Here is a 24,539-nt window from a genome sequence, read left to right on the forward strand (position 1 = left end):
CGATCTCTTTAAAGGTTTGACACTGATGGAATCCGCGCTATTTTGGCCAGGTGCTTGCCTTTTAAGCGCACGGTAATATGCCGGGAGCCACTGTGCTCTGTGAGCTGCACCAGAAGGCTCTTGCTTTCAGGAAGTGTCATTTTGGCCAAGGGCACTACCAGGGTTTTTTGCTCTGAGGCCCGGATTTGATCGGTCGCGACAGATCCACCGATTGGCAGCAGTTCGTCCTGCTGGCTGGCTGAGCGTCTGATTTGCTTATTGTCGCTTGCCAAAAACCGTAGTGTTTCGATCTGGTAGTCGATCACAGACCGGTTTTCAAGGCTCAATCTTAAATACATCACAGCTCCTGCGATGTAGAGGCCGTCTACTTCCAGGGATACATCGCCTGCCAGACTTTTGCGCCTTAGGTTTGGCGGTTGGGCTGCGGCAAGCTTTAAAGCTTGCTGGATTTGATTCTGATCGATGGTCTTTGGCATTTGGGCCGCAAGCGGCTGCTGACGGCTGGGCATAATTTGTAGCCCGATGCTGGAAGGCTGCTGCTGGTAGCGGACCTCGAATACGTGAAGATCCCCGTCGGCTGTGATCACAAGCAAACTGGTAGGCTCCATCTCTTCGCGGGCGGCCTTGATCAGCACTACGTTTTCTGTCCCCTTTGCTTTTTGGGCCAAAAGGTCGGCACTGCCGCGGTCGACGCTTTTCACAGCAGCTGCAAAGCTCAAAGAAACAGTTCTGGCCGCGCTGACTTCGAGTGGGAGTGACTCGATCGCGTAAAGCCGGTCATTTTGCGCGAACGCCTTAGGCTGGGCCAGCAGATGGATAAGGCAGGGTATGTATACTGCCATTTTGATGAAATGATGCATAGCTGATCTTATCGGTTAGTTGTGTTAGTCTCGTAAAGGAGCACTTTGTAGCCCTCCCGGAGGGTGATCTGAGTTAGCCTGGTTTTTCTGCTGAGCAGCATTTTACCCATCTGGATTCCGGCAGATGCCGCCTGGGCACCCACCGAAAAGCCGCCAGCATCCAGGTCATATCCCTGCACCTGGCTGCTGAGCTGCTGCTTGGCCACAGTGCGCGGCATCGCGCCCGGGATGAATATTCCCTCATTACCATCCAGGTCATAGACTGACAGGCTCACCGGAAGGATCAAATCGCCTGAGCGGATGGAGCTGATCTTGATTTTGAGCCGCTCTCCCGACAAAGACGCGGTGCCATAAACAAAAGTGTTTGCCGTGATCTGGGCTGAGGCGACCGATAACGCCTTTGTCAGCCTGAGCTGAACGGTATTGCCTGAGACCAACTGCTGGGTATGATCGATGACGGCGGTCAGCCCGGATTCGGTGTTGGCTGTATCTTGCTGGTCGAGTCCGTAAAAACCGGTTTTAAGGCCCTCACCTGCTCTGTAAGCAGAAGAATCCTGATGCGCCGCAAGCAGCGAGATGGGATCATCCGAAGAGACTGCATGTACTGGAAGATCCCGGCTTTGATTTGCATCCTTGACATCGTCTGGCTCTGCCGGCAGATTCTCTTGCTGCTGTAACTGCAATAGCTTATCGAGCATTCCGTCGAGCCTATTCATTTCAGGATCCTGGCCGTCGGCCGGATCCTGACTTTGCATCTGGGCCATCATCTTTTCAAGCCGGGAGATATCTGGCTTGCTTTCAGTTGCGGTGTCCTTACCGGGCTCTTGATTTTCGAATGCCGGCACATGCGATGCTGCTATGGCTTTGTCCAGAGCCCTGAGCCTTTGATGGAGCTGTTTTTCCTGCTTTGTCCCGCTGCCGGCCTGGAATGTGCTTACATGGCCGGGCTTTAAACCCGGGGACGACAGTCCCATCAGCGCTGAGTTTGTCGAGTCAACTACTGGCCTGTATTCACCTTGCCGGTAGGGATCTTTTTTGATTTGCTGCGCCCAACTGGCTGAATCCTGATCCGCCTTGCGGTAGTAGGCAAGCTTGTCCATGTTTTGCTCGCCTTTCAGCTCAGCGGTCGGCAGACTTAATTGCAGGCCGGTACCCTGCGGGTTCTCCGCTGGTGGTTTATCAAGATTTCGAACCAGCAGCTTCCAGTAAATGAATGTCAGAAACGGTATGGCAAGCAGCGGCAAGACAAGATAGAACTTGCGTTGCCTTAAAAACTGGTCAGTGTAGGGGCGAGGCGTCATGGCTGATTTGTGGTTTTGTGTTTTGAATACTATCTAAGATGAAGGCCTTTTCAACACTGTCCAGATACTGATCCAGCGCTTGTTGTTTCAAAGGGCTTTCAGGCACAGCATTGGAGCCCGAAATAGCAGGCAAGCTCAGCTCGAAGCGGTGTAGGGTCAGCTTTGGCGGATTGATTCCGTAGTAGATAAGACCTGCCGCAGCAGCTGAGGCGGCCAGGCCGCTAGCTATAAGCGCAGCTTTGAGCCTTCTGGCAGACAGCCGTTGCGCGCGACTATTTAAACGGTTTGCCCAGGCGCGCTGGATGGAAATGATTTTTGCTTGCAGCTTTTGATACTGTCGGCCAGCAGGCTGCTGGCTGCGGGATGGTTTGAATCGGTAGAACATGGCAGTTATCTGGTTTGAATTTGAATGTCTTTGTTCTGGGTGGTCACCCACCGCTCGATCAGGAACCCGTGCGGGTTGTTGTCGCTTCGCTCGACCGGCCTGAGAGACCCTGCCGTTACAAGGCTGCGCGATACGATACTGGTCGGGCGGATAATCCGCTGGATGGCGCGGCACTCGAAGGTGTAGGGTTGAGCCGATGCGTCCAGGCTGACGCTATCGATCTGGATCTCTTGCGAGACGTTTCCTGAGATGACCCCTGCGTAAAACCCGGACTCGCGAAGGTCCTCGTACTGCTTTTTTGCGCTGGCGTCGGCCAGGTACAATGCCCTGGACAGGTTTGCCGTGATAACCTTCTCGTCGGGGGCCAGCGTGAAAAACAGCCGGTGGAAGGTTTTGACGTGGTCGCGGGCTTCCACTGCAATGTTTTCCCTGCGCTCGGAGGCGTAGGCTTCAAGCACCTTCCCGCTGGCCAGGATGTATACTTTCTGGGCAGATTTTTCAGCCGAATCAAATGAGAGGTAGATCGAAACGGCTGAGAGAAGCGCGCAGCAAATGATCAGCGCGAAACAAAAAAGGCGGATGTGCCGGAAGGCGCGCTCGATGTCCTGAGTCTTGGTAAACATATCTTTTTAATTTAGTTGGAAGTCCTTTTCGGCGGCGTCAAAAGGGGAGCCGTTGGGATGGCGATGCGCCCGGCAGAAGTACTAGCAGCATCAAAGACCCGCGTGGTTTTTTGCAGCAGCGCCCCGGGCGCTCCTGCGTGAATGATGTAGCCTGCCACGGAAGGCACCGAGAAATAGCCCACAATCCCGATCACCAGAAATATCAGGTAGGCCATATCGTGCGCGTTGAAGAAGGTGTCACCCGAGCCCTGGATCTGACGGATGTCCATCGCAATCATCTTCTGCTGGATCTTTCCGATAATGGCCCCGAAGATGTTGGCCACCGGCAGCCACAGGTACACATTGATGTAGCGGGCAATCCAGCTGGTAAGCGTAAACTGAAAGCCGTCAAAGACTGCGATCCCGAAAGCGAGCGGGCCTATGATGGCCAGAACGATCAGATAAAAGGTCCTGATCGTGTTGATGCAGAGTGCTGCGGCCTCAAAGATCACCCTTAGGATTTCGCTCAGGGCTGCCTTGATCGAGTTGCGAAAATTATAGGACTGCTTGGCCATATAGAATTTAATATCATTGGCAATCCCGTCAGTGAATCCTTCCGAGTAGCTGTCACCATACATGTATTTAAGCCACTTCTCGCGGTTGCCCCGGCTGTCATCGCCTACGTACATCTCCCAGAACTCGGAGCTTTTGATGGCATCCTCTTTCTTTTTAAGCAGCATCTCGATCGCTTTGTCTGAACCGGTGACCATGCCCGAAGTGCCGCGCACGGCAGGGGAGAGCACAGCGTTGATCAGCGCGATCACCGATGGGAAGACAAGGATTGCAAAGCCTATCACAAAAGGCCTGAGCAGCGGGTAAAAATCAATAGGCTCTGCGGCTGCGATGTGCCGCCAGACCCGGTGGCCTATGTAAAAGATGGCGGCAAAGGCTGCAATCCCGCGGCCGACACTGATCAGCTGCTCGCAAAGCGGGAGCATCTCCGAGTAGAGCTCATCGAGCACCCGGTTCAGCCCGCGGATTTGCGCCTGGTAGCCTTGCGCGCAGGCGAGGCTGGGCACTAGCGTGCCGGTAGCTGCAATCAGCAGCTTGGCTTTGAACTGTTTCATAAGCAGATTGTTTAGCCTAGGGCGTTATATCGTAGAGGTTTTCCGTTGTTTTCAGCGAGGCCTTTTCGTCCTTGCGCTGGGCAGCCAGAACGCTGTTGTTGCTATTGAGGTGCCTGAGAAAGACCAGCTGCTCTGAGAGGTCCTTATAAATCGAATCGATCATCGATAGCCGCTCATCATCGGAGGCCCTTAGCTTTTTTGCGGTCACCACATCAAGCAGCGCATCCAGGTTTTTTAGGCTTCCATCCGAGAGCTCGCTGTAAACCTTACCCAGGTAATCCAGCTCTTTGGCGCTGAATACTCCGGAGGCTGAAAGCGCTCCGGGCGCGCTTTGGCATTCCCGCATGATGGCAAGCTGCATCTGAACGATATCCTTTATACGCCCGTAGTTTTTCACTGCCGGACTGACCTGCAAGAGCCCGTCAAGAAACGCCTCGTGCAACTTGAAGTTGCCACGGGATATATCGCGTATCTTGGTGTAGCCTTCAAAAAGGATGTCATACCCCTTTTTGAGCTCTTGCAGGATTTTTCTCAGCTCGCGCAGCTTTTCAAGATTTAGGATCAGCTGGGTCACTTCCTGGGTTTGGGCCTGCGAGGCTAGCGGAACGGCAAAGCCCAGCATCAGTGTAAGGATTAGTTTTTTCATATAACTATTATTTGATGCCGTTCAATTGGCGGCGGTTATCAATATCTTCCAGCTCTGCCGAGACGGATTTGCAGACCAGGCCCAGATCCCGCCTCAGGTTCTGGGCCAACAGGTAATTCCCTTCGAATTCTTTGCAGATGCCCTCTATCCGCTGGATCCTCTCATTGTCAGTCATCGAAACCTGCTCATCGCGGATCACCATAAAAAAACCGCCGATCAGCACCTGGGAGTCATCGTAGAGGATTTTAAGAGCAGTGATCATTCGCTTTTTCTGCGCCGGATCAAGCAGCTGGCAACCAGCGATTTCAGCAGGCAACTTCTCGCAGACTTCATTGATGCTCCCATGCAGATCCGTGATGTGTTGCAAGCGGGAGAGCGAGGTGATCCCTGACTTGACAATGCGCAATGAATCAAAGCGGTTTTTATGCAGCTTAAACTCACCGTTTTTGATTTGATGGATCGTGTTAAGGCCCTCTTTGGCGATCTTGTACCCTTGTTTGGTTAGCTCTAAATAAAGCTTCAACTGCACGATCTGCTCTTTGAGGTACTCCCGCTGCGTTTTGTTCTGCCTGAACCATTCTTTGAATAGCTGGGCATGGGCACCCGTGGCCAGTAGCGCCAGCCATAAGGCGATCAGTAGTGTTCTCATAAGGATTGTTTTTATTGGATGCCGTAGAGCTCCTTAGTGACTTTGGCGTCGAATTCGCTTCTGGCTCTGGAAAGGCTCAGCAGCTTGTTTTCCTGATTGAAGGTGTTGAGCTCATCGTAGATCTGGTCTGCGGCTTTTGCCGCCCGGTCAATGATTTCAAGCCGTTTTACATCAGAGATCTGGGTGGCAAAGGATTTAACGACCAGCTCCAAAAGCTCCACGCTACGGGCGGTTTCTTCCAGAATCCCCTTGTATACCTTTTCCATCTGGGCAAGCTCAGCTGCGGTGAAATGCCTGTCGTTTCGAAATATTGCCCAAGCCGTCTGGTACTGCCCGACGATCTGGGCCTGTTTGTCAAGGGTTGCTTTAATGCGGAAATAATAGCTGACCACAGCCTTTACCTTTTTGAGCTCTTCATAGTACTCCTTATAAAGCTCCCGCTGCTTTTTGACCCAGTCCTCGATCTCATCGAGCTTTAATTTGGCCATCGCATTTTCAAGTGTTTTCTGCGCGTTTTGAAGGCGGATCTGCCGGTTTTGCCGGCGCTGCACTAAAAGGTCCATTGCCCTGACTACGCGCTTGACGGCCTGCTTGATAATCTCAGCCCAGGGAATTGCTGCCTGCGCCTGTTTGATAGGTGTGGTCGCTGTCAGTAGCAGCAGCGTGAGGATAAATGCCTTTTTAAACATATCAGTCTTTGATTTGAGATTAGCCATTCCGGCGCATTTGTTGGGCAAGGGCAGCAACGCCAGCCTGTATGCTGCCCAGCTGCTGGGCATACTGCTGCACCTTGATCTTTTCGGTTTGCTCAGTGGTATAGGTCAGGTATTCTTCCAGGCTGACCTCGGTGCGGTAAACTTTGGAGAGCGCCCCGCCCAGACTGATGAAGACCTCCTTATAGCGCAGCAGCGGGTCATTGGCCTTGTTGACTGAGAGCACCAGCGACTTTTCCTTTTCGGTCAGGCCCAAAAGTTCCTGGATCTGATCAAACTTGTTTTGATACTTGGATTGATCCAGAAGGATCTTGCAATCCGAGTTGTTGATGATGGCCTGCTTGACAATCGGGGAGGAGATAATATCTTCCACTTCCTGAGTGACCACAATCGCTTCACCAAAGAACTTTCTGACCGTTTTGAACAGGTACTTAATGTATTCGGCCATTCCCTCTTTGGCGATTGCCTTCCAGGCTTCCTCGATCAGGATCACTTTCCGGATGCCGGAGAGCTTTCTCATCTTGGAGATAAAAACCTCCATGATGATAATGGTCACGATCGGAAACAGGATCGGGTGTTCTTTGATGTTATCCAGCTCAAAGACGATAAAGCGCTCTGATAAAAGATCGATGTTTTCTTTCGCGTTCAGAAGGTAATCAAACTCGCCGCCACGGTAATAGGGCCTGAGAACGTAAAGGAAATTACCTATATCAAAATCCTTGTCTTTGACCTGGTCCTGTTTGAGTACCTGCACGAATTGGGTCTGCAGGAACTCGTAGAAACTATCAAAGCATGGAAAAATGCCGCTGTCTTGAATGTGCTCATAGTACTGGGCAAGCGCCACTGAAAGGGCGACATACTCTGATCGTCTGAAAGTCTCGTCGTCCTTTTTCCAAAGCGCTAGTAGCAGCGTTTTGATGCTTTCCTTCTTTTCAGTGTCAAGGGCATCGCCTTTCGCTATGTAAAAAGGGTTAAACCGGATCGGGTTTTTCTCATCATAAGTGAAATAGTATCCCGAAACCATATCGCAGAGCCCTTTGTAGCTGTGACCCACATCGACGAGCACAATATGCGCGCCGGAATCGTAATAGCTTCTGACCATGTGATTGGTAAAAAAGCTTTTACCGCTTCCGGAAGGGCCGAGAATAAACTTATTGCGATTGGTACAGATCCCCTTTTTGATCGGCTCATCGGAGATATCGACCAGTACTGGTTTGCCGGTAAGCCGGTCGCCAAGCCGGATCCCGAAGCTGCCCTTTGAGGACCGGTAGGGGCCTTCCAGATTGAAAAAGCACGCGGCCTGTTCTGCGAATGTGTCGAAAGTATCGTTCATGGGAAAATCGGCTGCGTTTCCCGGTATGCCCGCCCAGAAAATCTGGGGGGCTCCGGAGGTCTCCTGTTTGGCTGAGCTGTCCAGCTGGGCAAGTGCCGATGAGACCATGCTTTTTAGTTCTTTCACAGAGCCGTGCTCTTCTGTCCAGGCCAGCACATTGAAATGTGCTTTGACCGGGAGCCGCTGCTCGCGGATGGCTTCGTTTAAAAATTCGTTGGTGGCCTCAAGGGCCAGACTGTTCTCGCGGGCATAAATCGAAAGGGATTGCAGCCTGAGCCTTTTGCTTTCAAGGCGTTTGAGCGTCTTCTCACCCTCGCCAGTAAAGACGTACTGGTTGTAGATGTGATTGCAGGCCAGTAGCTGCCCGAGAAGGCTAGCAAAACCGACACTGAATTTGGCGCGGTCAGTCGAGTAGCGCTCATAGGTTGTCGCAGCGCTGCAAAACCCTGGAAGATCAGCCGCGTCAGCCAGCGTGTAAAGGCTGCATAGTCTGTCCCCGATCTGAATTCCCTTCTCAAAGCTGATCTCACGCAGCAGCCTCTGATCAGTGCCGGTCAGCAGAAACGCGTACTTTTCGATCAGGCCCGCCCGGCGCGCCTGACTTAGCAGCTGATCGTTTTGTAGTTGGGTGAGCCGGCTCATACCACTGTCCTCTAAAATACGTTTGAACTGGGTGGCACTGTCCAAAAAATCATCGAGCGCTGCTTTGTCTAGCGTCTGCCGAGGCGCAATCGAGCTGCGAATCAGGTTAGAGGTCAGCGAGCTGGATAGTTTTCTTTCCTGGGGCGATTTGGTCAGCATCACATAGCATTCATGGGAAAGGTAGGGTCTTCCCTTAAAGAATTTGTCGCTGGCCTGGCTTAGAAAGCTGACTGGCTCTGAGCGGTTGGCAGAAAACTCTTTTGTAACAAACCAGTCTTGTTTATGCAGCAAAGCGCGGGAGGGGAGCATCTTGATGGCCTTAACCCATGTCTGATGAAAGGCCTCGTACTGCTGCTCAGAGAGCGTGAAGATCTCGGGCATCTCAGCCCGGAAAACGATCGTTACATCGCCCTGGCGCGAGAGGATCATATCATGCTCCACATCCAGTATCGGTAGCAGATCATCGAGTAGCTTTTCCATTTGCTTTAATTTGATTTAATCCTGGTTATGAACCGTTTTCTGGAAGTGGCCTTGACAAGGCTTGGGACTTTTCGGGCCGCCAGTGCTTTGCTCAGACCGTGCTCGCCAAAGCTGTTGCTGAGCTGGTAGACTGTCATGATCGATGCGGCGGCCAGGCATACGGCAATCAAAAGGCACAGGTAGGTATTCACTCCGCAGACATACATGAGCGCATACATAATCATCACCATGAACATTGCCCCGCCTGCATACCAGATGTACTGCCCTTTAAGCCCGCGAAAAACGATGCTGCGATTGATTCCCTTGTTTACCACATATGTGATTCGTGCCATCTGCTATTGGGTTTCTCTTGATCACTTTGTAGGTTTTGAAACCATATCTGGGGTTATTGAGGCGAACAAGGAACGATAAATAGTCTCTGAGCCGCTCGCCGATGTAAATTCCCATACTATCAATTGTTTGATTCATCTGGCGCGTTTGATCAAAAGGTAGGCATTTAAAGGTTGCCGGTAATGTTTATACGTCAAGCCTTTAAGCCTACCTTTTGCCGGCCTAGAGTCCGAAGAAAGATTGCAATACTGTCGCCACCACCACCAGGAAAATGCAGCTACCAAACCATGCCGCAGCAACTTTGCCAGTATCCTGATCGCCCGCATTCCATTTTTGAAAAACCTTTACTGCGCCAACCAGACCCAGTACTGCCCCGATGGCATACATCAGGTTTGTGCCGGGCTCAAAGTAGGATCTGACTTGCGAATCGGCTTCCTGGATACCTGCTGCCCCGTCCTGGGCCCATGTGATCGTGCTGATTAGGCCCAGAGCCAATGTAAGTGAAAGGGCGTACCTCACCGGTGGATTCTTTCTGCTCGTTTTCATACTCCTCTATCCGTTTAAGTTGAACATACTTGCGATTCCCCTCCGTCTGACACCCTTCCGCAACTCGGAAGGGGTCAGATCGTTGGGCGGGCTCCATTAAAACATCCCCCAAACCTCACCTTTATCACCCTCGCTGAGATGTATGGAGCCATATTTTGCGCACTCGGCGTCAATACGATTATTTACCGCAAACTGGAAAGGCGATCTTTTAAGCATCTGGTAATCTTTCAGGATTATTTGAAGCATTTGGATCAGGTCCTGCCTGTCATAGCCTTTCTGATGGGCTTCTTCGATTTCTGTTGCCAGGTGTTCATAAAGGTTCTCTACCCTGGTTGACATTTCTTCGTTTTGCCATTCTGGCTGCGGGTCCTGCTCGTTTAAAATTTCTTGGTCCGGACGGCTCGGGTCGGACGTTTTTCCAATTGCTTTGCTTAAAGTGCCAGCGTCAAACTGCCGTTTCCTGGGTCTTCCACCAAGCAGGCGATTGATTTCGGTTCGAAAATATTTCCATCCAACGAAGGTGTAGTAAATCAGCAGGGCACCGGCGAGAATTCCCGCATAAACAGCCCAGGGGTTTGAGGTAAACATATGCGTCTTAGGTTTGCGTTTGAAGTGACCGGCCTTGGGTTGCCGGTTGATTTTTGTTACGCTACAAAGTAAGTCGTCAGGAAAGGGTACAGAAAAGTACAAGTTTTGTTGTACCTTTTTGTACCCTTTTTCTTCTTGCCCAAAAACGGACTGATGATGCGGAGTGAAAGCAAGTGAATTATTTGTGTATTGAAAATCTTGGAAAACCTAAATTTGAATTTATCGGCGAAGTATCACCGTTTGATGTCGATAGCTATCTACCCCAGATAGACTGGGTCATCTTCTCTGACCAACTTCAAAATTTATCGATGAGAGAAGTCAGCGAGCTATGTTTTGCATGACGAGAACCCAGACACGCTTTACAAATTCAGCAATATTGAAAACCGAATTCTCAAGGATAAGGCTTATTTTGAGGCAGTTATTCAAGGATTGGAGCAGCCAGGGAATTAGAGCAAATCGGATATCACTCTTTTAAGTAGAAGGTTTACAAATGCAAAATGGAAAAGGCAGGATGTATCTATAAAGGGTCTTCTGGCCAGAAATCCTTCGGAGAACATTCCAACGCTTTTGCCAAAGCGTTTAGGTGATTAATATTGTACTTCGCGCGCCGACTTGAAGCTTCAACGTGCGAAACAAAGGTATCAGTCATCTCCAATTTTTGAGAAAGTGCCATCTGAGAAAGACCAAGCGCTTTGCGCTTTTCTCGGACCTTCTCAACGATATATTTCTCGATTGGCGACAACAACATCTAGTTTTTTGTTGCAAGCACAACCTTTTACGAAATTTTCTCAATGGTACATGTACCATTAAATGTAACTTTTTGTTATATTTGTTAAAACAATTGGCGGGTGTCGAAATTTGATGCTGGCTATGTTATTATTTGCGATACTTCAGAATATCAGAAGCATTCGCTTTGAGTCTCGTTATCGAAACCTAGGAAATTTCAATATGCACGGGATGATAAGTCGATTCGCTCACGACCCGGGCGTGGGCAAACTTATCCGTGCGCAGGCTTCCTAGGGCCCCGATAACAGTAAGTTTGAATCCACGCCCTTTTATCCGGAAAGGGGTCTCATTCAAACTTCCCGAGTGACATAGTACTTTGTTCCATTATGAAAACCTTTTGGTGGCCTATGTTCTGCTCTTTCATTTTCCAACTTATTATTCGAAAGCCCGAGTAGCAACTTCGAGCTCACTTGCTGATTTTGCTCTGACCTGCTTCATTAAGCGGGGCAAGCATTTTCGCGCCTTTTGTTTCTTATTTATTCACTCCAAAATTCATTGCAATGAAATTCATTTATTGCTCTCCCGGGAAAAGACTGTCCTATATTCTGTATTTGGTCTTTGCCTACTATCTGCTTGTTATGTGGAGCCCGGCGCGCGCCCAGGCGTCCAGGCCCCTGCAAGTCGGTGACCGTTTGCCTGATCTACGCCTTTCCGGCGTGATGGATTACAGTTCACCAACTGTTTCGCTTGCCGATTTCCGGGGTAAACTGTTGATCCTTGACTTCTGGGCGAGCTGGTGCGGCCCTTGCGTGAAGATGCTGCCGGTTTTAGATTCACTTCAGCGGCAATTTGATGGAAAGGCGCAGATCCTATCAGTCACCTATCAAAGTGAAAAGGAGATCCAGTCCTTCTTTTCAAAATATTACCGCCGTAATCCCAAACGTATAGGTATACCCGGTGTCACAGGTGACACTACCTTATCACGCTTGTTTGCGTATAATGCCGTCCCGCATTATGTCTGGATTGACGCTTCCGGTGTGATCCGGGCGATCACCGGCATGCAGGAGCTTAACGCCGCTAATATTACAAAGATGCTTTCAGGCACTGTGCCTGTTATGGAGCAAAAAAGCGATGAGAAAAGGATTCCATACAGCCCGTACTGGCCGCTGATGCTGGACAGAAACGGTGGGGACGGTTCAAATATGCTTTACCATTCGCTTTTCACCCGGTACACTCCCGGAATAGGCTTTGGGCATTCAATCCTGCGCGATAGCACGTCCCACTTTCGGATCACGGTCCGAAATTGCGAGCGGGCCTGGTTTTTCAAGATCGCTCACGCGCTTAATGGAGTCCCTTTCAACGAAACTAATACCATTTTTGAGGTGCGCGATAAGGGCCGGTTGACTTCATCACTTGTCGGCGGGCCCTATGAGAAATGGCTTCAGGACGGCAACGGCTTTTGTTATGAGCTCGCAGTCGGCCTGGATCAGGAAAAGCAGGCCTTCAAACTAATGCAGCGAGACCTTGAAATGTTCTTTCCCGAATACACCTCGGCAGTTGAGCAGCGGGACACGGCCTGTCTGGCCCTGAAGCGTATTTCTACAGCCCGGGCACTGGCCAGCAGTGGAGGGAAAACCATTCTTGACCTGGGACCATACGAATGGAAAGTCTCCAATGCATCGGTTGGGCAGATCATACGCCGCTTGAACTACTTTCAACGGCTGAACACGATGGTAGTCGACCAAACCGGGTTTACCGGTAAGATGGACATGCTGCTCACTGCGGGATGGTCTGATCTGAAAGCGCTGAATTCAGAGCTGGCCAAATACGGGTTTGTGTTAGAGCCGGTTCAGGCGCCTATCCAGGTGCTGGTTATTGGTGATCGAAAATAAGTAAGCCCTTTCGCTATGAGACGATCTATATTGTTTATTGCTTTTTTGCTGAGCTGCGGCGCGGTTTGGGCGCAGAAATCCGGTGAAGTCACCGGGAGGGTGCGAGGGGCAGACGGGGGCATCTTACCCGGGGCTTCGGTAGTCATTAAAGGCACACGCAACGGAACGATGGCTGATTCGCTGGGCCGGTTTAGACTTAATCTTTCCGCAGATACGGCTACGCTGGCAGTTTCCTTTATTGGTTACCAGACAAAGGAGGTCCGTGCTTCGGTAGCGAGATCTTTGGATATTGAGCTAGAAGCCAGCAGCAGCCAATTGAGCGAGGTGATCGTCTCAATCGGTTATCAGCAACTGCCCAAAGAGCGCGCGACCGGCTCATTTGCCCAGGTAGACCAGAAACTATTCAACCGGAGCGTAGGGCCGGATGTGATCAGCCGGCTGGCAGATGTAACGCCTGGCCTGATCTTTAACCGCGGGATTGTCAAACCCGGCAGCCAGACCAACATTTCGATCCGGGGGCAGAGCACGATTTTTGCCAAAGCGGACCCGCTGATCGTGCTGGACAATTTCCCCTATACGGGTGATTTGAACGCGATCAACCCGAATGATATTGAAAGTGTGACTGTGCTCAAAGATGCCGCAGCCGCTTCGATCTGGGGGGCTCAGTCTGCCAATGGGGTTATTGTGATCACCACTAAAAAGGCAGCCTACGAGCAGCCGCTTCGGGTGAGCTTGAATACCAGCCTGACTGTAACCCAGAAGCCTGATCCTTTTTACCTGCCGAGGATGTCCAGCTCTCAGGTCATCGATATGGAGCAGCTGCTGTTTTCCAGAGGCTATTACAAAACCGCCGAAAACAGCCCCGGCAAACCTGCGCTCACTCCGGTGGTCGAGCTTTTGATCGCAGCCCGTGATGGAAAGATATCGGCCGGGAGCGCCGATGCACAAATCAACGCATTGCGTAATGTCGATGTCAGAAATGACTACCGCAAATACCTTTACCGAAACAGTGTCAATCAACAATACGCGCTCAGCTTGCAGGGTGGGGGAAAGGCCTCGCGTTTTCACCTTTCGGCTGGCTACGATAAAGGACTCTCCTCGCAGATTGGAAATAGCTCTGAGCGCGTAACTGTGAGTGCCAATAACGATTTGACACTTTTAAAAGGCAAAGCCGAGCTTTCTACGGGAGTCTACCTTACCCGCCAGCGTATGATTGACAATGCCCTCGGGTTATCTTATTTCAATCTGACATCCACCAGCGCAGTCTACCCGTATGCATCTTTCACTGACGAGTCTGGTAACCCAGCCAGGCTCAGCCACTACTATCGCAACAGTTTTTTGGATGAAGCGGCCTCGAAAGGACTGCTGAACTGGGGCTTTGTGCCCCTGGACGAGATGGGCTATCGCAATTATCAAACCAGACAGCTCGACTACCGCATCAATACCGGGCTTCGCTACAAAATCCTTCCGGGGTTAAGTGCAGAGGGGTTATTCCAGTATACAGGCAGCAGCTCGCGTGGATGGCGGCAGCAAAACCAGAAAAGCTGGACGGTACGCGACCTTGTTAACCGATTTACGATTGCTTCCGAGACAGGGCTAGTAAGGCCAGTGCCGGTTGGGGACGTCCTGGATCAGTCTGCGGTTGATGTTTCGGGTTATTTCGCGCGGGCGCAAGCCAACTTTGAGAAGACGATCTTAGAGAAGCACCAATTGACCGCAATCGCTGGTGCCGAAGTGCGCGATCTGGGCACAAAGTCCAATGCGTGGCGCAGCTATGGATACGATGACGCGCTGGGCAGCTTTCAACAGGTTGACTACCTGTCTACTTTTAAGTCCTATATTAATCCTGCCTCCGCCTCCAACCGGATCCCGCAATATGGCGGGATGAGCAGCCTGACCGACCGGTTCGTTTCTTATTATGCCAATGCAGCCTACACCTTCGACGGCAGATACCTGATTTCGGCCAGCGGCAGAAAAGACATGTCCAACCTTTTTGGGGTGAATGCCAATCAGCGGGGTGTGCCGCTGTACTCAGTGGGAGTTGGCTGGAATGTGCACCAGGAGAAGTTTTTTCATGCCAGGTGGCTCCCGCAGCTGAAACTACGCGCCACCTACGGCTACAATGGTAACATAGATAGGACGCTCTCTGCTTACACTACGGCCTATTATAGCATCGCTTCGCAGACCGAGATCGGTCTTCCATATTCGCTGATCCGCAACCCGCCCAATCCCGACCTGCGCTGGGAGCGCGTTAGGATGATGAATTTCGGCGTGGATTTTAAAACAGCTGCCGGCCGGGTCTCCGGTAGCATAGAGTACTACATCAAAAAAGGGTTTGATTTGATAGGGGATGCTCCGCTTGCCCCGCAAACGGGATTGACCAGCTACCGTGGGAACACTGCTAATACCAGTGGTAGAGGCATAGATGTGCTTTTAACCAGCAATAACTTTCAGGGTAAATTTAGCTGGCAAACCCAGTTTATCCTTAGCTATGCGAGCATCAAAGTCAGCAAATACCTTCCCAAGTCCAGTAACCTTAGGGGCGATTATGTAGTCTCAGCGAATGGTTATCCTACCCAGGGGCGCTATTTGACGGGAATGTACAGCTTGCCTTCGGCCGGCCTGGACCCCGAGAACGGGGATCCCAGAGGATGGCTTGATGGGAAGGTCAGTAAGAACTACTCGGCGCTGCTGGCAGTGGCAGATTTAAATTCGCTTGTTTACCACGGCTCTTCCCGTCCGCTTGTCTTCGGCGGCCTGCGCAATACGGTCAGCTGGCGCAATTGGAGTTTGTCAGCCAATATCGGCTACCGGCTTGCCTATTACGTGCGGCTGCCTTCGGTGCTTTACTCGCAGGTATTGACTGGCGTGACAGCCCACGGGGATTTTTCAAAACGCTGGAAACAGCCAGGCGATGAGCTGCTAACCCATGTGCCTTCGATGCCCGCTTCGACCAACACTAACCGGGATTTATTCTATACCGGCTCCCAGGATCTGGTAGAAAGGGCAGACCATCTCCGTTTGCAGGATATCAGGGCGGGTTATTCATGGAATGCAGTTTCATCAGGCAGCTTTATCCGGGATTTTGAGATTTATGCATATGCGGCAAACCTGGGTGTGATCTGGAAGGAAATGAAGGGCAGCCTAGACCCTGATTTTGTCGATACGACCCCACCTCAACGAAGCATTTCTCTGGGCATCCGCGCAAATTTTTAAACGAGAACAGCGATGAAGAAATATTTGATCTGGCCCATATTGGCCATGCTTTCGGGATGCCAGGACTCGTTTCTGGATGTTAAGCCCGATAAGGCGCTGGTCGTTCCTAGGACTTTGGCCGACTATCAAGCCGTGCTCGATAATTTTGACAGCATGAATTCACCGGGATTAAACCTGATCGCCGGGGACGAGTTTACGGCAAGCTTCCAGCAGTTCCAATCCTGGGAGTATGTCGAAAGGCAGGCCTATCTGTGGGCTGACGATCTGTACAGTGGAGCGGGCTCTGCGGACTGGGATGTGCCTTACAAAGCTGTATTTGCCGCTAACCTGGTTATGGAGGGTGCTGGTAAGCTCAGCCCCGGTCCGGAGCTATCCAATCTGATGGGGTATGCTTACTTCTACCGTGCCAACGCCTTCTATGGGCTCGCCCAGCAGTTTGCTCCTCCCTATGAGGCAGCCAGTGCCCGCTCGCAGCTTGGAATACCGCTGAAATTGACGACCGAGGTGACTAAGACTGTCCCACGTGCAAGTTTGCTAGATACCTACCAGCAAATCCTGGCTGATTTGCGGCAGGCAGCCGAGCTGATCACTGCCGAATCTGTCTGGAAGAACAGGCCGTCGCGAGCGGCGGCTTACGCGCTGATGGCGCGGGTCCAGCTCGCGATGGGTGATTACGAAAGCGCCGAAAAGAGCGCTTCTGCGTCCCTGGCCCTTTCTGGCAAATTGGTCGACTTTAATGATCTGGATCCGGCCGCCAAATTGAGCTTCCCTAATTCACCCAAAGATGCCAATCAGGAAGTGCTCTATTATAACAGGATGAATTTTTACCTGTTTTTCTTTACACCTTACTATCAGGTTGATTATTCGCTCTATGCGAGCTACGGCTCGGGGGATCTGCGCAAGCAGTGCTATTTTGACACGCTCGCTGACGGGACGGTATTCTATAAGGGAAGTTATGCAGGCAGCTTTGGCTTTTTTAGCGGTCTGGCAACCGATGAGGTCTATCTGACAAGGGCCGAGTCTTACGCCCGGTTAGGTAATACCAGCCTTGCGCTATCGGATCTGAACGCGCTTCTGGTGAAGCGCTTCAAGAATGGAGTCTTCAAGCCTCTTGTTGCGGCAACTGCCGAGCAGGCACTGCGACTCGTGATCGCTGAGCGAAAAAAAGAGCTCGTTGCCCGTGGTCTAAGATGGGCTGATCTGCGTAGGTTAAATATGCAGGAGGCATTTAAGACCACACTTCGAAGAAGGCATGAGGGTAAAGAATATGTTCTTGCCCCAGGTAGCCCCAGATATACGTTTCCTATTCCATCTAATGAGGTTTCCACCAGTGGAATCCAGCAAAACCCAAGATGAGATCGGGCTCGCCGGATTAGTCCGGCGGGTGATTTCTGATTTTATTTCGTATCAAAAACCTGCGATATGCATCGTGTAGTATCGTCAAACATGGAATATCCAGCTGTGCTTGCCAGCGATTTAGAGCAAATCTACCAGGTGATCCAAGGCGGAAGCTGGAAAGTCTCTGGTTGTGGATTGAGCCAGGGAGCATTCTCCTGCGCCCTGTTTATGAGCCAGTATGGTGCCAGCTTTGAGCGGGTTGATCTTAGGGGAGAGGTTCAGGAGCTATTTGATCGTGGCTGCAATGGCGTCGTCTCTGGGAAGACCAGTTGGCTGGATTTTGCCGACTTAGCCCTGGTTTCCCACAGGCTTTCTGAGCGTGGTTTTATCCAGATCGAGCAGGAGTTTTTTTTTGAGGATATCGACAAGCTCGCCCTTGCAGCAATGGCTCGCCGCTGCCAGATCGCTGGTTTTGAAAATTCGGATCTTGGGGCGGCGCTTTATGCGCTCAGGCGGTTTAACGCAGGGGCGACGCATTTCGCGGGGCCAATTAAAGGGTTTGTTTCAGCTTTGGCAGCCGGGGGTGAGGCTTGTTTTGTCGGCGCTACCGGATGCGGAAATGAGAATCTTCGAACAGGACTTTCTGCGCCATTGCTGTTTGTTTCAGCGGCAGCAGAGATCGGGCTGGTGGATCAAAAAGAGGGGATAGGCGGCGTTTCAACGCTTGCCGAAAAGATTTGCGAGAACGTCAATGATCTAAGCAACACCCAAACCGACCCCGGATTCCAGACAGGGGAGCTGGGTAAAGGATACGCATTGCTGCGCGCAGGAATGTGTTTTCACAGGGGCGATTGGATAACAGCCGGCTTACAAATTTTAATTGACTGCGCCTACTCTGTACTCGATCACGGTATCAGTGCACTCGACATGGCCTCGGGCACCTCTGGTATCGCCTTGGCATTTGATAAGCTCTACCGATTGACTGGCTACGATATTTTTCGCGACCTCGCCACTAAGGCAAGATGGTTGAGTTTGAAGGCCAAGGTATTAGTCGATGATCGAAACATCGATCACGGATACAGCTTCTACCATGGACTCTCTGGCATTGGGCTCGCGGCCCTTCACGGTCAGCAGGACCGGCCCGAAGAGCTCGACGAGTTTCTTTGGTTGTTGTAATTAGTTAGCTAATAGGTTGAAATAACGGTTCAGGATTTTCGCCTACATTCATATGCGGCATGGGCTCGTTACGCCGGCTAAAATACAACCCGGGCATTTCAGGTTCCAATTACAATTGGGTAATAGTTTTATTGATCGGTAAGAGTTTATAACCAGGCTGAAAACGGTTGCCGTCCTGGCCTGACCAGAGGAATCTTCTGTGGGCTTACCGGGACGTATGGCGGAATTTAAAGCTGCCCCGGAAAAAGGAGGAAAGCATACTTGGGGTCAAGGTTTTTTCGAAAGTAGCGAAATTCATTTTCCGAATGTTTCTGCTTTGAGCTACCAGGGTAGGAGACTGGTATTGCCCATGTTAACAGGGATAAGGCAGGCCAAAATCATTCAGCACTGGTCCATATGTTAATTAGCCAGAGTAGCCTCGGTTTGTCTCTTCCTGGTATGTCTTTGACATAATGTTTGCTTCCAAACGGATAGCCATTGAGACCATCTCGGTCAACGCCTTTCGAAATTCCGTTGTGTGTCCCTGTTTTACTTTAAACCGGGTAAGCGGGCAATTATCGGTTTGTCTACGTTGGACCGAAGCGCCTTTGGCTACCCATCAGCAGTCGTTGTGTCGGGTAAATAAGTAGATAGAGCATCCGCATTTTAACAGCATACAAGCACCTGAAATTAGATATTTGATCCGTGGAGGTTCCCAAATATTATTGGTTTGATCCGCGGGGAGACTCATTGTCCTTCTGCTCCTGTAAATCTTCGGCTGCATCTATGAAATGAGACACATGAAGGTCGACGTCTTTTCTGGTTTCCTGCGAAAGCTTTCCGAAGACTGGAATCCAGCCCGTGATTTTGCGCTTTTCCAGGAATTGATAATTGTATCCGTTTGAATAGCCTGCATCAGCCATCAGGTCAGTTAGTCTCATATGATTTCTCATGAGTCTATCCTGTAAAACACTTGCGAGTCTAGGTAAATACTGGCTGTCGCGACCGTCGGCAAAGTCAGCTTGAATATGACTTATCACCCCTTTGGCGACGTCAACAGACATTGAACAGTGGTAATTAAATTTTCTCGCTTTGCCTGGTTTAATTGAGATTCTAGCATCTGGATCATGCGGGTTGTAGTGCGTTTATTACTTAGCAATTGCGCTTTCTCATTACTGGCTTTCGGTCGGTTTGCCCTGTCAGCATTTAAGTTGTCCTGGTATTTTGCCAGGCGTTTGAGTTGGCTTGGACTGGCAGTCATAGCCGCCTTGTCACGTTGGTCACCTTCTTTTTCAATCGGATTGACGGAGTCAACGGCTGTAAGATGCGCTTTAATTGACTGTGCCAGAACCCTTAATTCAAGGGTTTCTATCGAAGCGTTTGCTTTAATGGGAGCGGAATCTACGGCATGGGTGTGGCCCGCTACCATTCCTTTTTCAATACACATGGCAAATACCCTCTCAAACAATGATTCGAAGAGAGTGGCGGGATATAGTTGCCTGGTCCTGCTAACTGTGGAGTGCCAAGGTAGCGGTTCATCAATATCATAGCCAATGAAGTACAAAATATCCATTCGCACCGAACAATGTTCTGTCAGCCGACGATCAGATGTAATGTTTTCCAGATATCTTGTCAACATCAATTTAAAGAATACGACCGGATCGATCGATGGATTGCCAGTTTTGCCATACAGCTCGCTGGTGTCTCTGTATAGAAACTGCAAATCGAGCGTTTCGCTAAGCCTGCGATAGAAATTTTCCTTAGGAACAAGATCTGAAAGTTGAAAGCTGACGAACAGTTTTTCCGAGTAATTTTTCCTTCCTGAAGTTACGAAAAAGGAAGCAAGATACTGGGGTTGCAGAAGGACTTTCTTTGATTAAAATGCAGATTATCAGCTAAATATTTATTTAGGCTCAACTATCGCGATTCCCACGGGACAATTTGAAACTCGAAAGAACGGGCTAGTACTTGGATCCAATGGTCGTGTCCCTGCAATAGATAATGAATATATTCTCTTTTGTCCCAAGTCAGCCACGTTGGATAGATTTCCGCACGTTGCTGAATTTTATTGGCGAGCCATTGGGATTCTCCTATTGCACTCAGGAAAATGTTCGGATGGCAAAGTTCCGATGGCCTATCGCAGGTATGCATTTTCACTCCCAGATACTCAGCCGCCCAGCAGTCATGGAAAATTAATCTTCCCTTGTGTGTAGTAACATCCTGGTCATCAAGATCCCAAAGTGAAAATGTCGCCCCACAAAGTCCTTCACTTATAGTAATTGATAAATTGGACTGGGGGTCTTGCTTAAAGGACCTTGCCGAAAACTTGCTTTCCATGGTATTTTTAAATTGCCTACATATATGGCGAGGTAGTTAATTTCTGTGATAAAAGCCAGTATAATCGGAATCGAAAAACGGTCATTAGAGCATTGCGGATATTCAGCTAATTGCAACTAGAGGCAAAGTTCAACGCAAATAATTTGAGTTGCGCAACACCCACGGCCGTTATTAGAGACGAAGATGAGGTCGGTCAAATCGTAAAATTTCCACAGATTCATCGCCGCGAGAATATCAATTAATTCTTGTATAATATATAAATAACTTATATAATTGCCGTGAACTTAAAGACCAGTGTATTTTTGATGGCGAGGAGCTTGCTTTCAGTCAATTTAGATTTCGTAATAGTGTGCTTACCTAAAATTGTATCAGATCTTAAAATTGTCAGTCGATGGGGAGCGCTCAAAAAGTGAAAATATGGATGGTATCGTTATGGGCACTGCTTTACCAAGATGCCTTCGCTACAGCCCAGAATCCGGATAGGCTCATTTACATGGGAGACACGCTCTCCATTTTTGCGAACCCACTCGAAGAGCTCTATAAAACGGATTCATTGAGACCACAATTTTTTGCCAACAAAAGAGGATGTATCACTACAGGACCGAAGCTTTTGAGTTGTGCAACGGCCCCCCTAGTTTTCTGAGACGATCGAGTCAATTTACCGCCAACCGCCAGTTGATGCAACAACCGCAAGTCGAATTTTTAAGTGTGCTGACTGATGGTTCGCCTATCAACTGTTTTTAGGCATTTGAGCATCCGCTGTCACATTTTACCCACAATAAATGAGACAGGTCCGAGCAGATAAAATCGTACAATTGATCATGATTCATGCCTGCGGAAATATAATTCAATTTTACTTAATATATAAATAAACTATATATATTTGTTGACATTTGAGGGCTTCGTCATTAAGGACTGTATTGGTAGTTCGATGTAACTTTGCAATGCCGTCCCGGGAAGAGTTCCTAATGACATTACTGCGCTTAAAAATCTCTATTAATATGTCGCTCATTGCCAAGTTTGTGTTGCTCCTGATTGGAATCACGTATACACTTTCCACAAGTGCCTGTGTGTGCAGTCACTATAAGTTCATGGACAAATATGTTCGGTCCGACTTCGTCGCGCGGGTTTCCATCGTAAAAAATTTCCCAAACCAGGGTGCGGCTTTGCACTACAGGTCTGAAATTGAGATCGAGCATCTCATTAAAGGCAAAAACGTTAAGTCCATTCTGATCGAAGGAAGCAGTGATGGTAAGAGGCGCACATCCTGCGATATCTTTTTTAAGGAGGGAACTAAATTGTTGGTCTACGCCCGACTCGACAGCACCGGTCAATATATCTTTGACATGTGTTCAGGCTACCGAGTCCTCTCGGATTCCGCGGGCAAGACTCAAATCCGTGAAATTCAAATGCTTAATTTTTTAGATCGTCATGATATCAGAGCCACCGATAAAACGTTCTATGGCGCTGACTTGCACGATAAACTACGAACATTTCACGGAATTAAAACGATTCCAGATTTTGCAATCTATGAGATCACTTTTGCTAGCAACCTCCATGTTGATTCAGTAAGAACAGTCACTGGTTTCAACGCTGAAATCGACATTCGCCTCGCGGAAATCTTGCAGGGAGCTCGTTGGGTGAGCGATAGGATTCTAATTGATGGGAAGAAAAATGAAGTTCCATCTGGAAGCAAGTTGTTAATTGGATTTTACTATTACCCAGCACAGGCGGCTGATGAGAGTTTTATTAGTGAGTGGGATCTTTGACTTTGAAAGTGAATCAGCATTGAGGGACGCGGAAATCTGTGGTGGATAGAGGATCGGTCAACGTTCAATCACCAGAACATGATTAAATGTCTCTCAAAACGGGCGTGGCTGTTGCACAACTATGTTAACCGATGTTACATATGCGACTGACAGTTAATGGCTTTCACCATATAGCGAGGCGGCACCTTCTTCTTTTAGTATTAATTTTGTAAGCTGTTCGCGGAAGTTGTCGATCGCTGCAAGATAAACCAGCATTTCTAGCTCCACTTTATCTTGCCAGGTTTTTCGGTTGCTGTTTTCCTCCAATGTAATCTCAACGCCGACAAGGCCAGTTGGGTCAGGAAGGTTAATTCTCATTCCCCAAAAAGCGTATCCACTTTTTTTTCCTGCTTCGTATACCAACAGTTGTTTACCGTTCGGAAATTGGGCAAGCAATTGCACCCAATCGTTAAGGGATTCAGTTGTGTCGTAAACCTCAGTTGTGCCGGAAAACCTTCCATTGGTTGCCTTAACTCTTAATTCAATCATGTCACTATCCTTCCAGATGACTTGTAATTCTAACTGTGATTTTCTATTGTCAAATTCCATTTTGGTGGTGATTAGAATACCATGTGGGAGATGTTTATTAGACTCTAATGCTCAAATATGGCACTTCATCTGCCGTTAAGCCAAATCCTTGTAGCGGGCCGTTGTTTTTTGCTGGTCATTAACATACTCTAAAATGTCACCTGGTTGGCATTCTAATACATTACAAATTGCCTCCAAAGTGCTAAATCTAATTGCCTTTGCTTTTCCTGTCTTTAATATGGAAAGGTTCGATAAAGTCAATCCAACTTTGTCAGAAAGCTCATTAAGTGACATTTTTCGTTTAGCCATTACAACGTCTAAATTTACTACAATTGCCATCACTTAAACAGTTAAGTCAATTTCGTTTTGAATATCTACCCCTTTTTTAAAAATAGTCGCAATAATATAGATTACAGCTCCCATTAAAATAAATGCTTGACTATCTGCCCAAAACTGGTTTAGATTGCCGGTGGCAAAACCGTGGTGCATTAAATTTTTAGCTAACTGTCTGGCGATATAACTTAACAATCCAATTGAAAGGGTGTAGTAACTGATTTGCGAAATTTGCCTTGCAACAAAAGCGTTGAACGGTTTTGATAAATCGATTGTGTGCATTAGTCTGATAACTATGTAAAATAGGCAAGCTTTTAAAATTGAAATGCTTAGAATAAAGCCATAGACACCGAAGAAAACTAATCTACTATCTTTATACATTTCAGCTAAGTCCAACTTTTGATAAAGATTTTGGACAAATTCGGGATTATACAGACTGAAAAAGAAATTTACTATCAGGCCTCCCGCTTCAATGCTCAGCCCGACAAAAATAAGCCAGGCCACAACATATAAGGCCCAAAATACGAAGTTGTTTGTTTTTGATATCATTGCTGAAATTTAGGTTGATGTATCCAAAATAATAAAATTTTATCGATAAACAATAAAAATAGATTTTTATTCAAAAAATACTCACCGTAGGGCTTTGTAATGGATTTTCTGATGGATGCCCTGGATGAGACCACGGGATCAGGCAAATCGATGATGAGGGAAATATGAAGCCAGTGTTGATCAAAGCGAAAGTCAATGGCAACGGGCGGCTTGCAAATTTTAATTGACTGCGCCTACTCTCTACTTGATCTTGGTATCAAGACGCTCGATATGGCTTCGGGCACCTCTGGCATCGTCTTGGCGTTTTATAAATTGCGCCGATTGACTGCTACGACATTTTTTACGATGTCGTCTCTAAGGCAAGATGGTTGAGCTTGAAAGCCAGGGTAATAATCTATGCTAGAAGCATCGATCACGGATACAGCTTCTAGCATGGACTCTCCGGCATTGGACTA

The 24,539-nt window shown here is 48.9% G+C and carries 23 protein-coding genes; 5 read left to right on the forward strand and 18 right to left on the reverse strand.

Annotated elements, in window-relative coordinates; all coding sequences use genetic code 11:
* Positions 1 to 8 precede the first annotated feature (8 nt).
* The 13 genes from traN to IEY24_RS33025 all read right to left on the reverse strand — a co-directional run bounded on the left by traN (position 9) and on the right by IEY24_RS33025 (position 10,950).
* Entirely contained in the window at positions 9 to 860 is an 852-nt protein-coding gene (traN, locus tag IEY24_RS00300) for a conjugative transposon protein TraN (protein WP_188927540.1), read from the reverse strand.
* Between the two features lie 8 nt (positions 861 to 868).
* Positions 869 to 2,161: a conjugative transposon protein TraM gene (gene traM, locus IEY24_RS00305; protein WP_188927542.1), complete on the reverse strand. Its 1,293-nt coding sequence runs from the start codon at positions 2,159 to 2,161 to the stop codon at positions 869 to 871.
* Positions 2,139 to 2,546: a hypothetical protein gene (locus IEY24_RS00310; protein ID WP_188927544.1), complete on the reverse strand. Its 408-nt coding sequence runs from the start codon at positions 2,544 to 2,546 to the stop codon at positions 2,139 to 2,141. Before IEY24_RS00310 ends, traM begins: the two co-directional genes overlap by 23 nt.
* 5 nt (positions 2,547 to 2,551) lie before the next feature.
* On the reverse strand, positions 2,552 to 3,169 hold the full coding sequence (gene traK, locus IEY24_RS00315; RefSeq protein ID WP_188927546.1) for a conjugative transposon protein TraK: 618 nt from the start codon (positions 3,167 to 3,169) through the stop codon (positions 2,552 to 2,554).
* Between the two features lie 11 nt (positions 3,170 to 3,180).
* Complete coding sequence (gene traJ, locus IEY24_RS00320; protein ID WP_188927548.1) at positions 3,181 to 4,275, reverse strand: conjugative transposon protein TraJ; 1,095 nt, start codon at positions 4,273 to 4,275, stop codon at positions 3,181 to 3,183.
* Positions 4,276 to 4,291: 16 nt separating this feature from the next.
* On the reverse strand, positions 4,292 to 4,921 hold the full coding sequence (locus IEY24_RS00325) for a TerB family tellurite resistance protein (protein WP_188927550.1): 630 nt from the start codon (positions 4,919 to 4,921) through the stop codon (positions 4,292 to 4,294).
* A gap of 7 nt (positions 4,922 to 4,928) precedes the next feature.
* A complete protein-coding gene (locus IEY24_RS00330; RefSeq protein WP_188927554.1) occupies positions 4,929 to 5,570 on the reverse strand; it encodes a hypothetical protein in 642 nt (213 codons plus the stop codon).
* Positions 5,571 to 5,581: 11 nt separating this feature from the next.
* Positions 5,582 to 6,259, reverse strand: coding sequence for a conjugal transfer protein TraI (locus IEY24_RS00335; RefSeq protein ID WP_188932016.1), 678 nt, complete (start codon positions 6,257 to 6,259; stop codon positions 5,582 to 5,584).
* A 19-nt stretch (positions 6,260 to 6,278) separates the two neighbouring features.
* Complete coding sequence (locus IEY24_RS00340) at positions 6,279 to 8,738, reverse strand: TraG family conjugative transposon ATPase (RefSeq protein WP_188927555.1); 2,460 nt, start codon at positions 8,736 to 8,738, stop codon at positions 6,279 to 6,281.
* 5 nt (positions 8,739 to 8,743) lie between these two features.
* Entirely contained in the window at positions 8,744 to 9,070 is a 327-nt protein-coding gene (locus tag IEY24_RS00345; protein WP_188927557.1) for a DUF4133 domain-containing protein, read from the reverse strand.
* Positions 9,071 to 9,290: 220 nt separating this feature from the next.
* The gene (locus IEY24_RS00350) at positions 9,291 to 9,614 is read right to left on the reverse strand and encodes a DUF4134 domain-containing protein (protein WP_188927560.1); all 324 of its coding nucleotides are present in this window, start codon (positions 9,612 to 9,614) and stop codon (positions 9,291 to 9,293) included.
* Positions 9,615 to 9,710: 96 nt separating this feature from the next.
* Positions 9,711 to 10,202 carry a hypothetical protein gene (locus tag IEY24_RS00355; RefSeq protein WP_188927562.1) on the reverse strand — a complete coding sequence of 164 codons (492 nt, stop codon included), beginning with the start codon at positions 10,200 to 10,202 and terminating at the stop codon, positions 9,711 to 9,713.
* Positions 10,203 to 10,719: 517 nt separating this feature from the next.
* A complete protein-coding gene (locus IEY24_RS33025) occupies positions 10,720 to 10,950 on the reverse strand; it encodes a helix-turn-helix domain-containing protein (protein WP_369009285.1) in 231 nt (76 codons plus the stop codon).
* A gap of 538 nt (positions 10,951 to 11,488) precedes the next feature.
* Between IEY24_RS33025 and IEY24_RS00365 the strand changes: the two genes are divergently transcribed.
* The 4 genes from IEY24_RS00365 (at position 11,489) to IEY24_RS00380 (ending at position 18,550) form a co-directional block, all read left to right on the forward strand.
* Complete coding sequence (locus IEY24_RS00365; RefSeq protein ID WP_188927564.1) at positions 11,489 to 12,820, forward strand: redoxin domain-containing protein; 1,332 nt, start codon at positions 11,489 to 11,491, stop codon at positions 12,818 to 12,820.
* A gap of 15 nt (positions 12,821 to 12,835) precedes the next feature.
* Positions 12,836 to 16,036, forward strand: coding sequence for a SusC/RagA family TonB-linked outer membrane protein (locus IEY24_RS00370; RefSeq protein ID WP_188927570.1), 3,201 nt, complete (start codon positions 12,836 to 12,838; stop codon positions 16,034 to 16,036).
* Between the two features lie 12 nt (positions 16,037 to 16,048).
* Positions 16,049 to 17,392, forward strand: a complete 1,344-nt coding sequence (locus tag IEY24_RS00375) for a RagB/SusD family nutrient uptake outer membrane protein (protein WP_188927571.1) — start codon at positions 16,049 to 16,051, stop codon at positions 17,390 to 17,392.
* Positions 17,393 to 17,482: 90 nt separating this feature from the next.
* Entirely contained in the window at positions 17,483 to 18,550 is a 1,068-nt protein-coding gene (locus IEY24_RS00380) for a glycoside hydrolase family protein (protein WP_188927572.1), read from the forward strand.
* Positions 18,551 to 19,251: 701 nt separating this feature from the next.
* Here IEY24_RS00380 and IEY24_RS00385 read toward each other — a convergent pair.
* Complete coding sequence (locus IEY24_RS00385; protein WP_229221046.1) at positions 19,252 to 19,593, reverse strand: hypothetical protein; 342 nt, start codon at positions 19,591 to 19,593, stop codon at positions 19,252 to 19,254.
* The gene (locus tag IEY24_RS00390; protein WP_188927574.1) at positions 19,566 to 20,252 is read right to left on the reverse strand and encodes a transposase; all 687 of its coding nucleotides are present in this window, start codon (positions 20,250 to 20,252) and stop codon (positions 19,566 to 19,568) included. The genes IEY24_RS00385 and IEY24_RS00390 overlap by 28 nt, the downstream gene beginning before the upstream one ends.
* Positions 20,253 to 21,867: 1,615 nt before the next feature.
* On the opposite strand from IEY24_RS00390, the gene IEY24_RS00395 reads away from it, so the two are divergent.
* The gene (locus IEY24_RS00395; RefSeq protein ID WP_188927577.1) at positions 21,868 to 22,635 is read left to right on the forward strand and encodes a hypothetical protein; all 768 of its coding nucleotides are present in this window, start codon (positions 21,868 to 21,870) and stop codon (positions 22,633 to 22,635) included.
* A 153-nt stretch (positions 22,636 to 22,788) separates the two neighbouring features.
* On the opposite strand, the gene IEY24_RS00400 is transcribed toward IEY24_RS00395, so the two are convergent.
* The 3 genes from IEY24_RS00400 to IEY24_RS00410 all read right to left on the reverse strand — a co-directional run bounded on the left by IEY24_RS00400 (position 22,789) and on the right by IEY24_RS00410 (position 24,084).
* Positions 22,789 to 23,223 (reverse strand): hypothetical protein, encoded by a 435-nt coding sequence (locus IEY24_RS00400; RefSeq protein ID WP_188927579.1) that lies wholly within the window; start codon positions 23,221 to 23,223, stop codon positions 22,789 to 22,791.
* 75 nt (positions 23,224 to 23,298) lie between these two features.
* On the reverse strand, positions 23,299 to 23,541 hold the full coding sequence (locus IEY24_RS00405; RefSeq protein ID WP_188927581.1) for a helix-turn-helix domain-containing protein: 243 nt from the start codon (positions 23,539 to 23,541) through the stop codon (positions 23,299 to 23,301).
* A gap of 3 nt (positions 23,542 to 23,544) precedes the next feature.
* Positions 23,545 to 24,084 carry a DUF2975 domain-containing protein gene (locus IEY24_RS00410; protein WP_229221048.1) on the reverse strand — a complete coding sequence of 180 codons (540 nt, stop codon included), beginning with the start codon at positions 24,082 to 24,084 and terminating at the stop codon, positions 23,545 to 23,547.
* Positions 24,085 to 24,539: the final 455 nt, after the last annotated feature.

Source organism: Dyadobacter endophyticus (assembly GCF_014641595.1).
In the GTDB taxonomy this organism is placed as follows: domain Bacteria; phylum Bacteroidota; class Bacteroidia; order Cytophagales; family Spirosomataceae; genus Dyadobacter; species Dyadobacter endophyticus.

Coding starts and splice junctions, on each gene's coding strand:
- traN (WP_188927540.1), bottom strand. CDS start 860: ATGCATCATTTCATCAAAATGGCAGTATACATACCCTGCCTTATCCAT.
- traM (WP_188927542.1), bottom strand. CDS start 2,161: ATGACGCCTCGCCCCTACACTGACCAGTTTTTAAGGCAACGCAAGTTC.
- IEY24_RS00310 (WP_188927544.1), bottom strand. CDS start 2,546: ATGTTCTACCGATTCAAACCATCCCGCAGCCAGCAGCCTGCTGGCCGA.
- traK (WP_188927546.1), bottom strand. CDS start 3,169: ATGTTTACCAAGACTCAGGACATCGAGCGCGCCTTCCGGCACATCCGC.
- traJ (WP_188927548.1), bottom strand. CDS start 4,275: ATGAAACAGTTCAAAGCCAAGCTGCTGATTGCAGCTACCGGCACGCTA.
- IEY24_RS00325 (WP_188927550.1), bottom strand. CDS start 4,921: ATGAAAAAACTAATCCTTACACTGATGCTGGGCTTTGCCGTTCCGCTA.
- IEY24_RS00330 (WP_188927554.1), bottom strand. CDS start 5,570: ATGAGAACACTACTGATCGCCTTATGGCTGGCGCTACTGGCCACGGGT.
- IEY24_RS00335 (WP_188932016.1), bottom strand. CDS start 6,259: ATGTTTAAAAAGGCATTTATCCTCACGCTGCTGCTACTGACAGCGACC.
- IEY24_RS00340 (WP_188927555.1), bottom strand. CDS start 8,738: ATGGAAAAGCTACTCGATGATCTGCTACCGATACTGGATGTGGAGCAT.
- IEY24_RS00345 (WP_188927557.1), bottom strand. CDS start 9,070: ATGGCACGAATCACATATGTGGTAAACAAGGGAATCAATCGCAGCATC.
- IEY24_RS00350 (WP_188927560.1), bottom strand. CDS start 9,614: ATGAAAACGAGCAGAAAGAATCCACCGGTGAGGTACGCCCTTTCACTT.
- IEY24_RS00355 (WP_188927562.1), bottom strand. CDS start 10,202: ATGTTTACCTCAAACCCCTGGGCTGTTTATGCGGGAATTCTCGCCGGT.
- IEY24_RS33025 (WP_369009285.1), bottom strand. CDS start 10,950: ATGTTGTTGTCGCCAATCGAGAAATATATCGTTGAGAAGGTCCGAGAA.
- IEY24_RS00365 (WP_188927564.1), top strand. CDS start 11,489: ATGAAATTCATTTATTGCTCTCCCGGGAAAAGACTGTCCTATATTCTG.
- IEY24_RS00370 (WP_188927570.1), top strand. CDS start 12,836: ATGAGACGATCTATATTGTTTATTGCTTTTTTGCTGAGCTGCGGCGCG.
- IEY24_RS00375 (WP_188927571.1), top strand. CDS start 16,049: ATGAAGAAATATTTGATCTGGCCCATATTGGCCATGCTTTCGGGATGC.
- IEY24_RS00380 (WP_188927572.1), top strand. CDS start 17,483: ATGGAATATCCAGCTGTGCTTGCCAGCGATTTAGAGCAAATCTACCAG.
- IEY24_RS00385 (WP_229221046.1), bottom strand. CDS start 19,593: ATGTCTGTTGACGTCGCCAAAGGGGTGATAAGTCATATTCAAGCTGAC.
- IEY24_RS00395 (WP_188927577.1), top strand. CDS start 21,868: ATGTCGCTCATTGCCAAGTTTGTGTTGCTCCTGATTGGAATCACGTAT.
- IEY24_RS00400 (WP_188927579.1), bottom strand. CDS start 23,223: ATGGAATTTGACAATAGAAAATCACAGTTAGAATTACAAGTCATCTGG.
- IEY24_RS00405 (WP_188927581.1), bottom strand. CDS start 23,541: ATGGCAATTGTAGTAAATTTAGACGTTGTAATGGCTAAACGAAAAATG.
- IEY24_RS00410 (WP_229221048.1), bottom strand. CDS start 24,084: ATGATATCAAAAACAAACAACTTCGTATTTTGGGCCTTATATGTTGTG.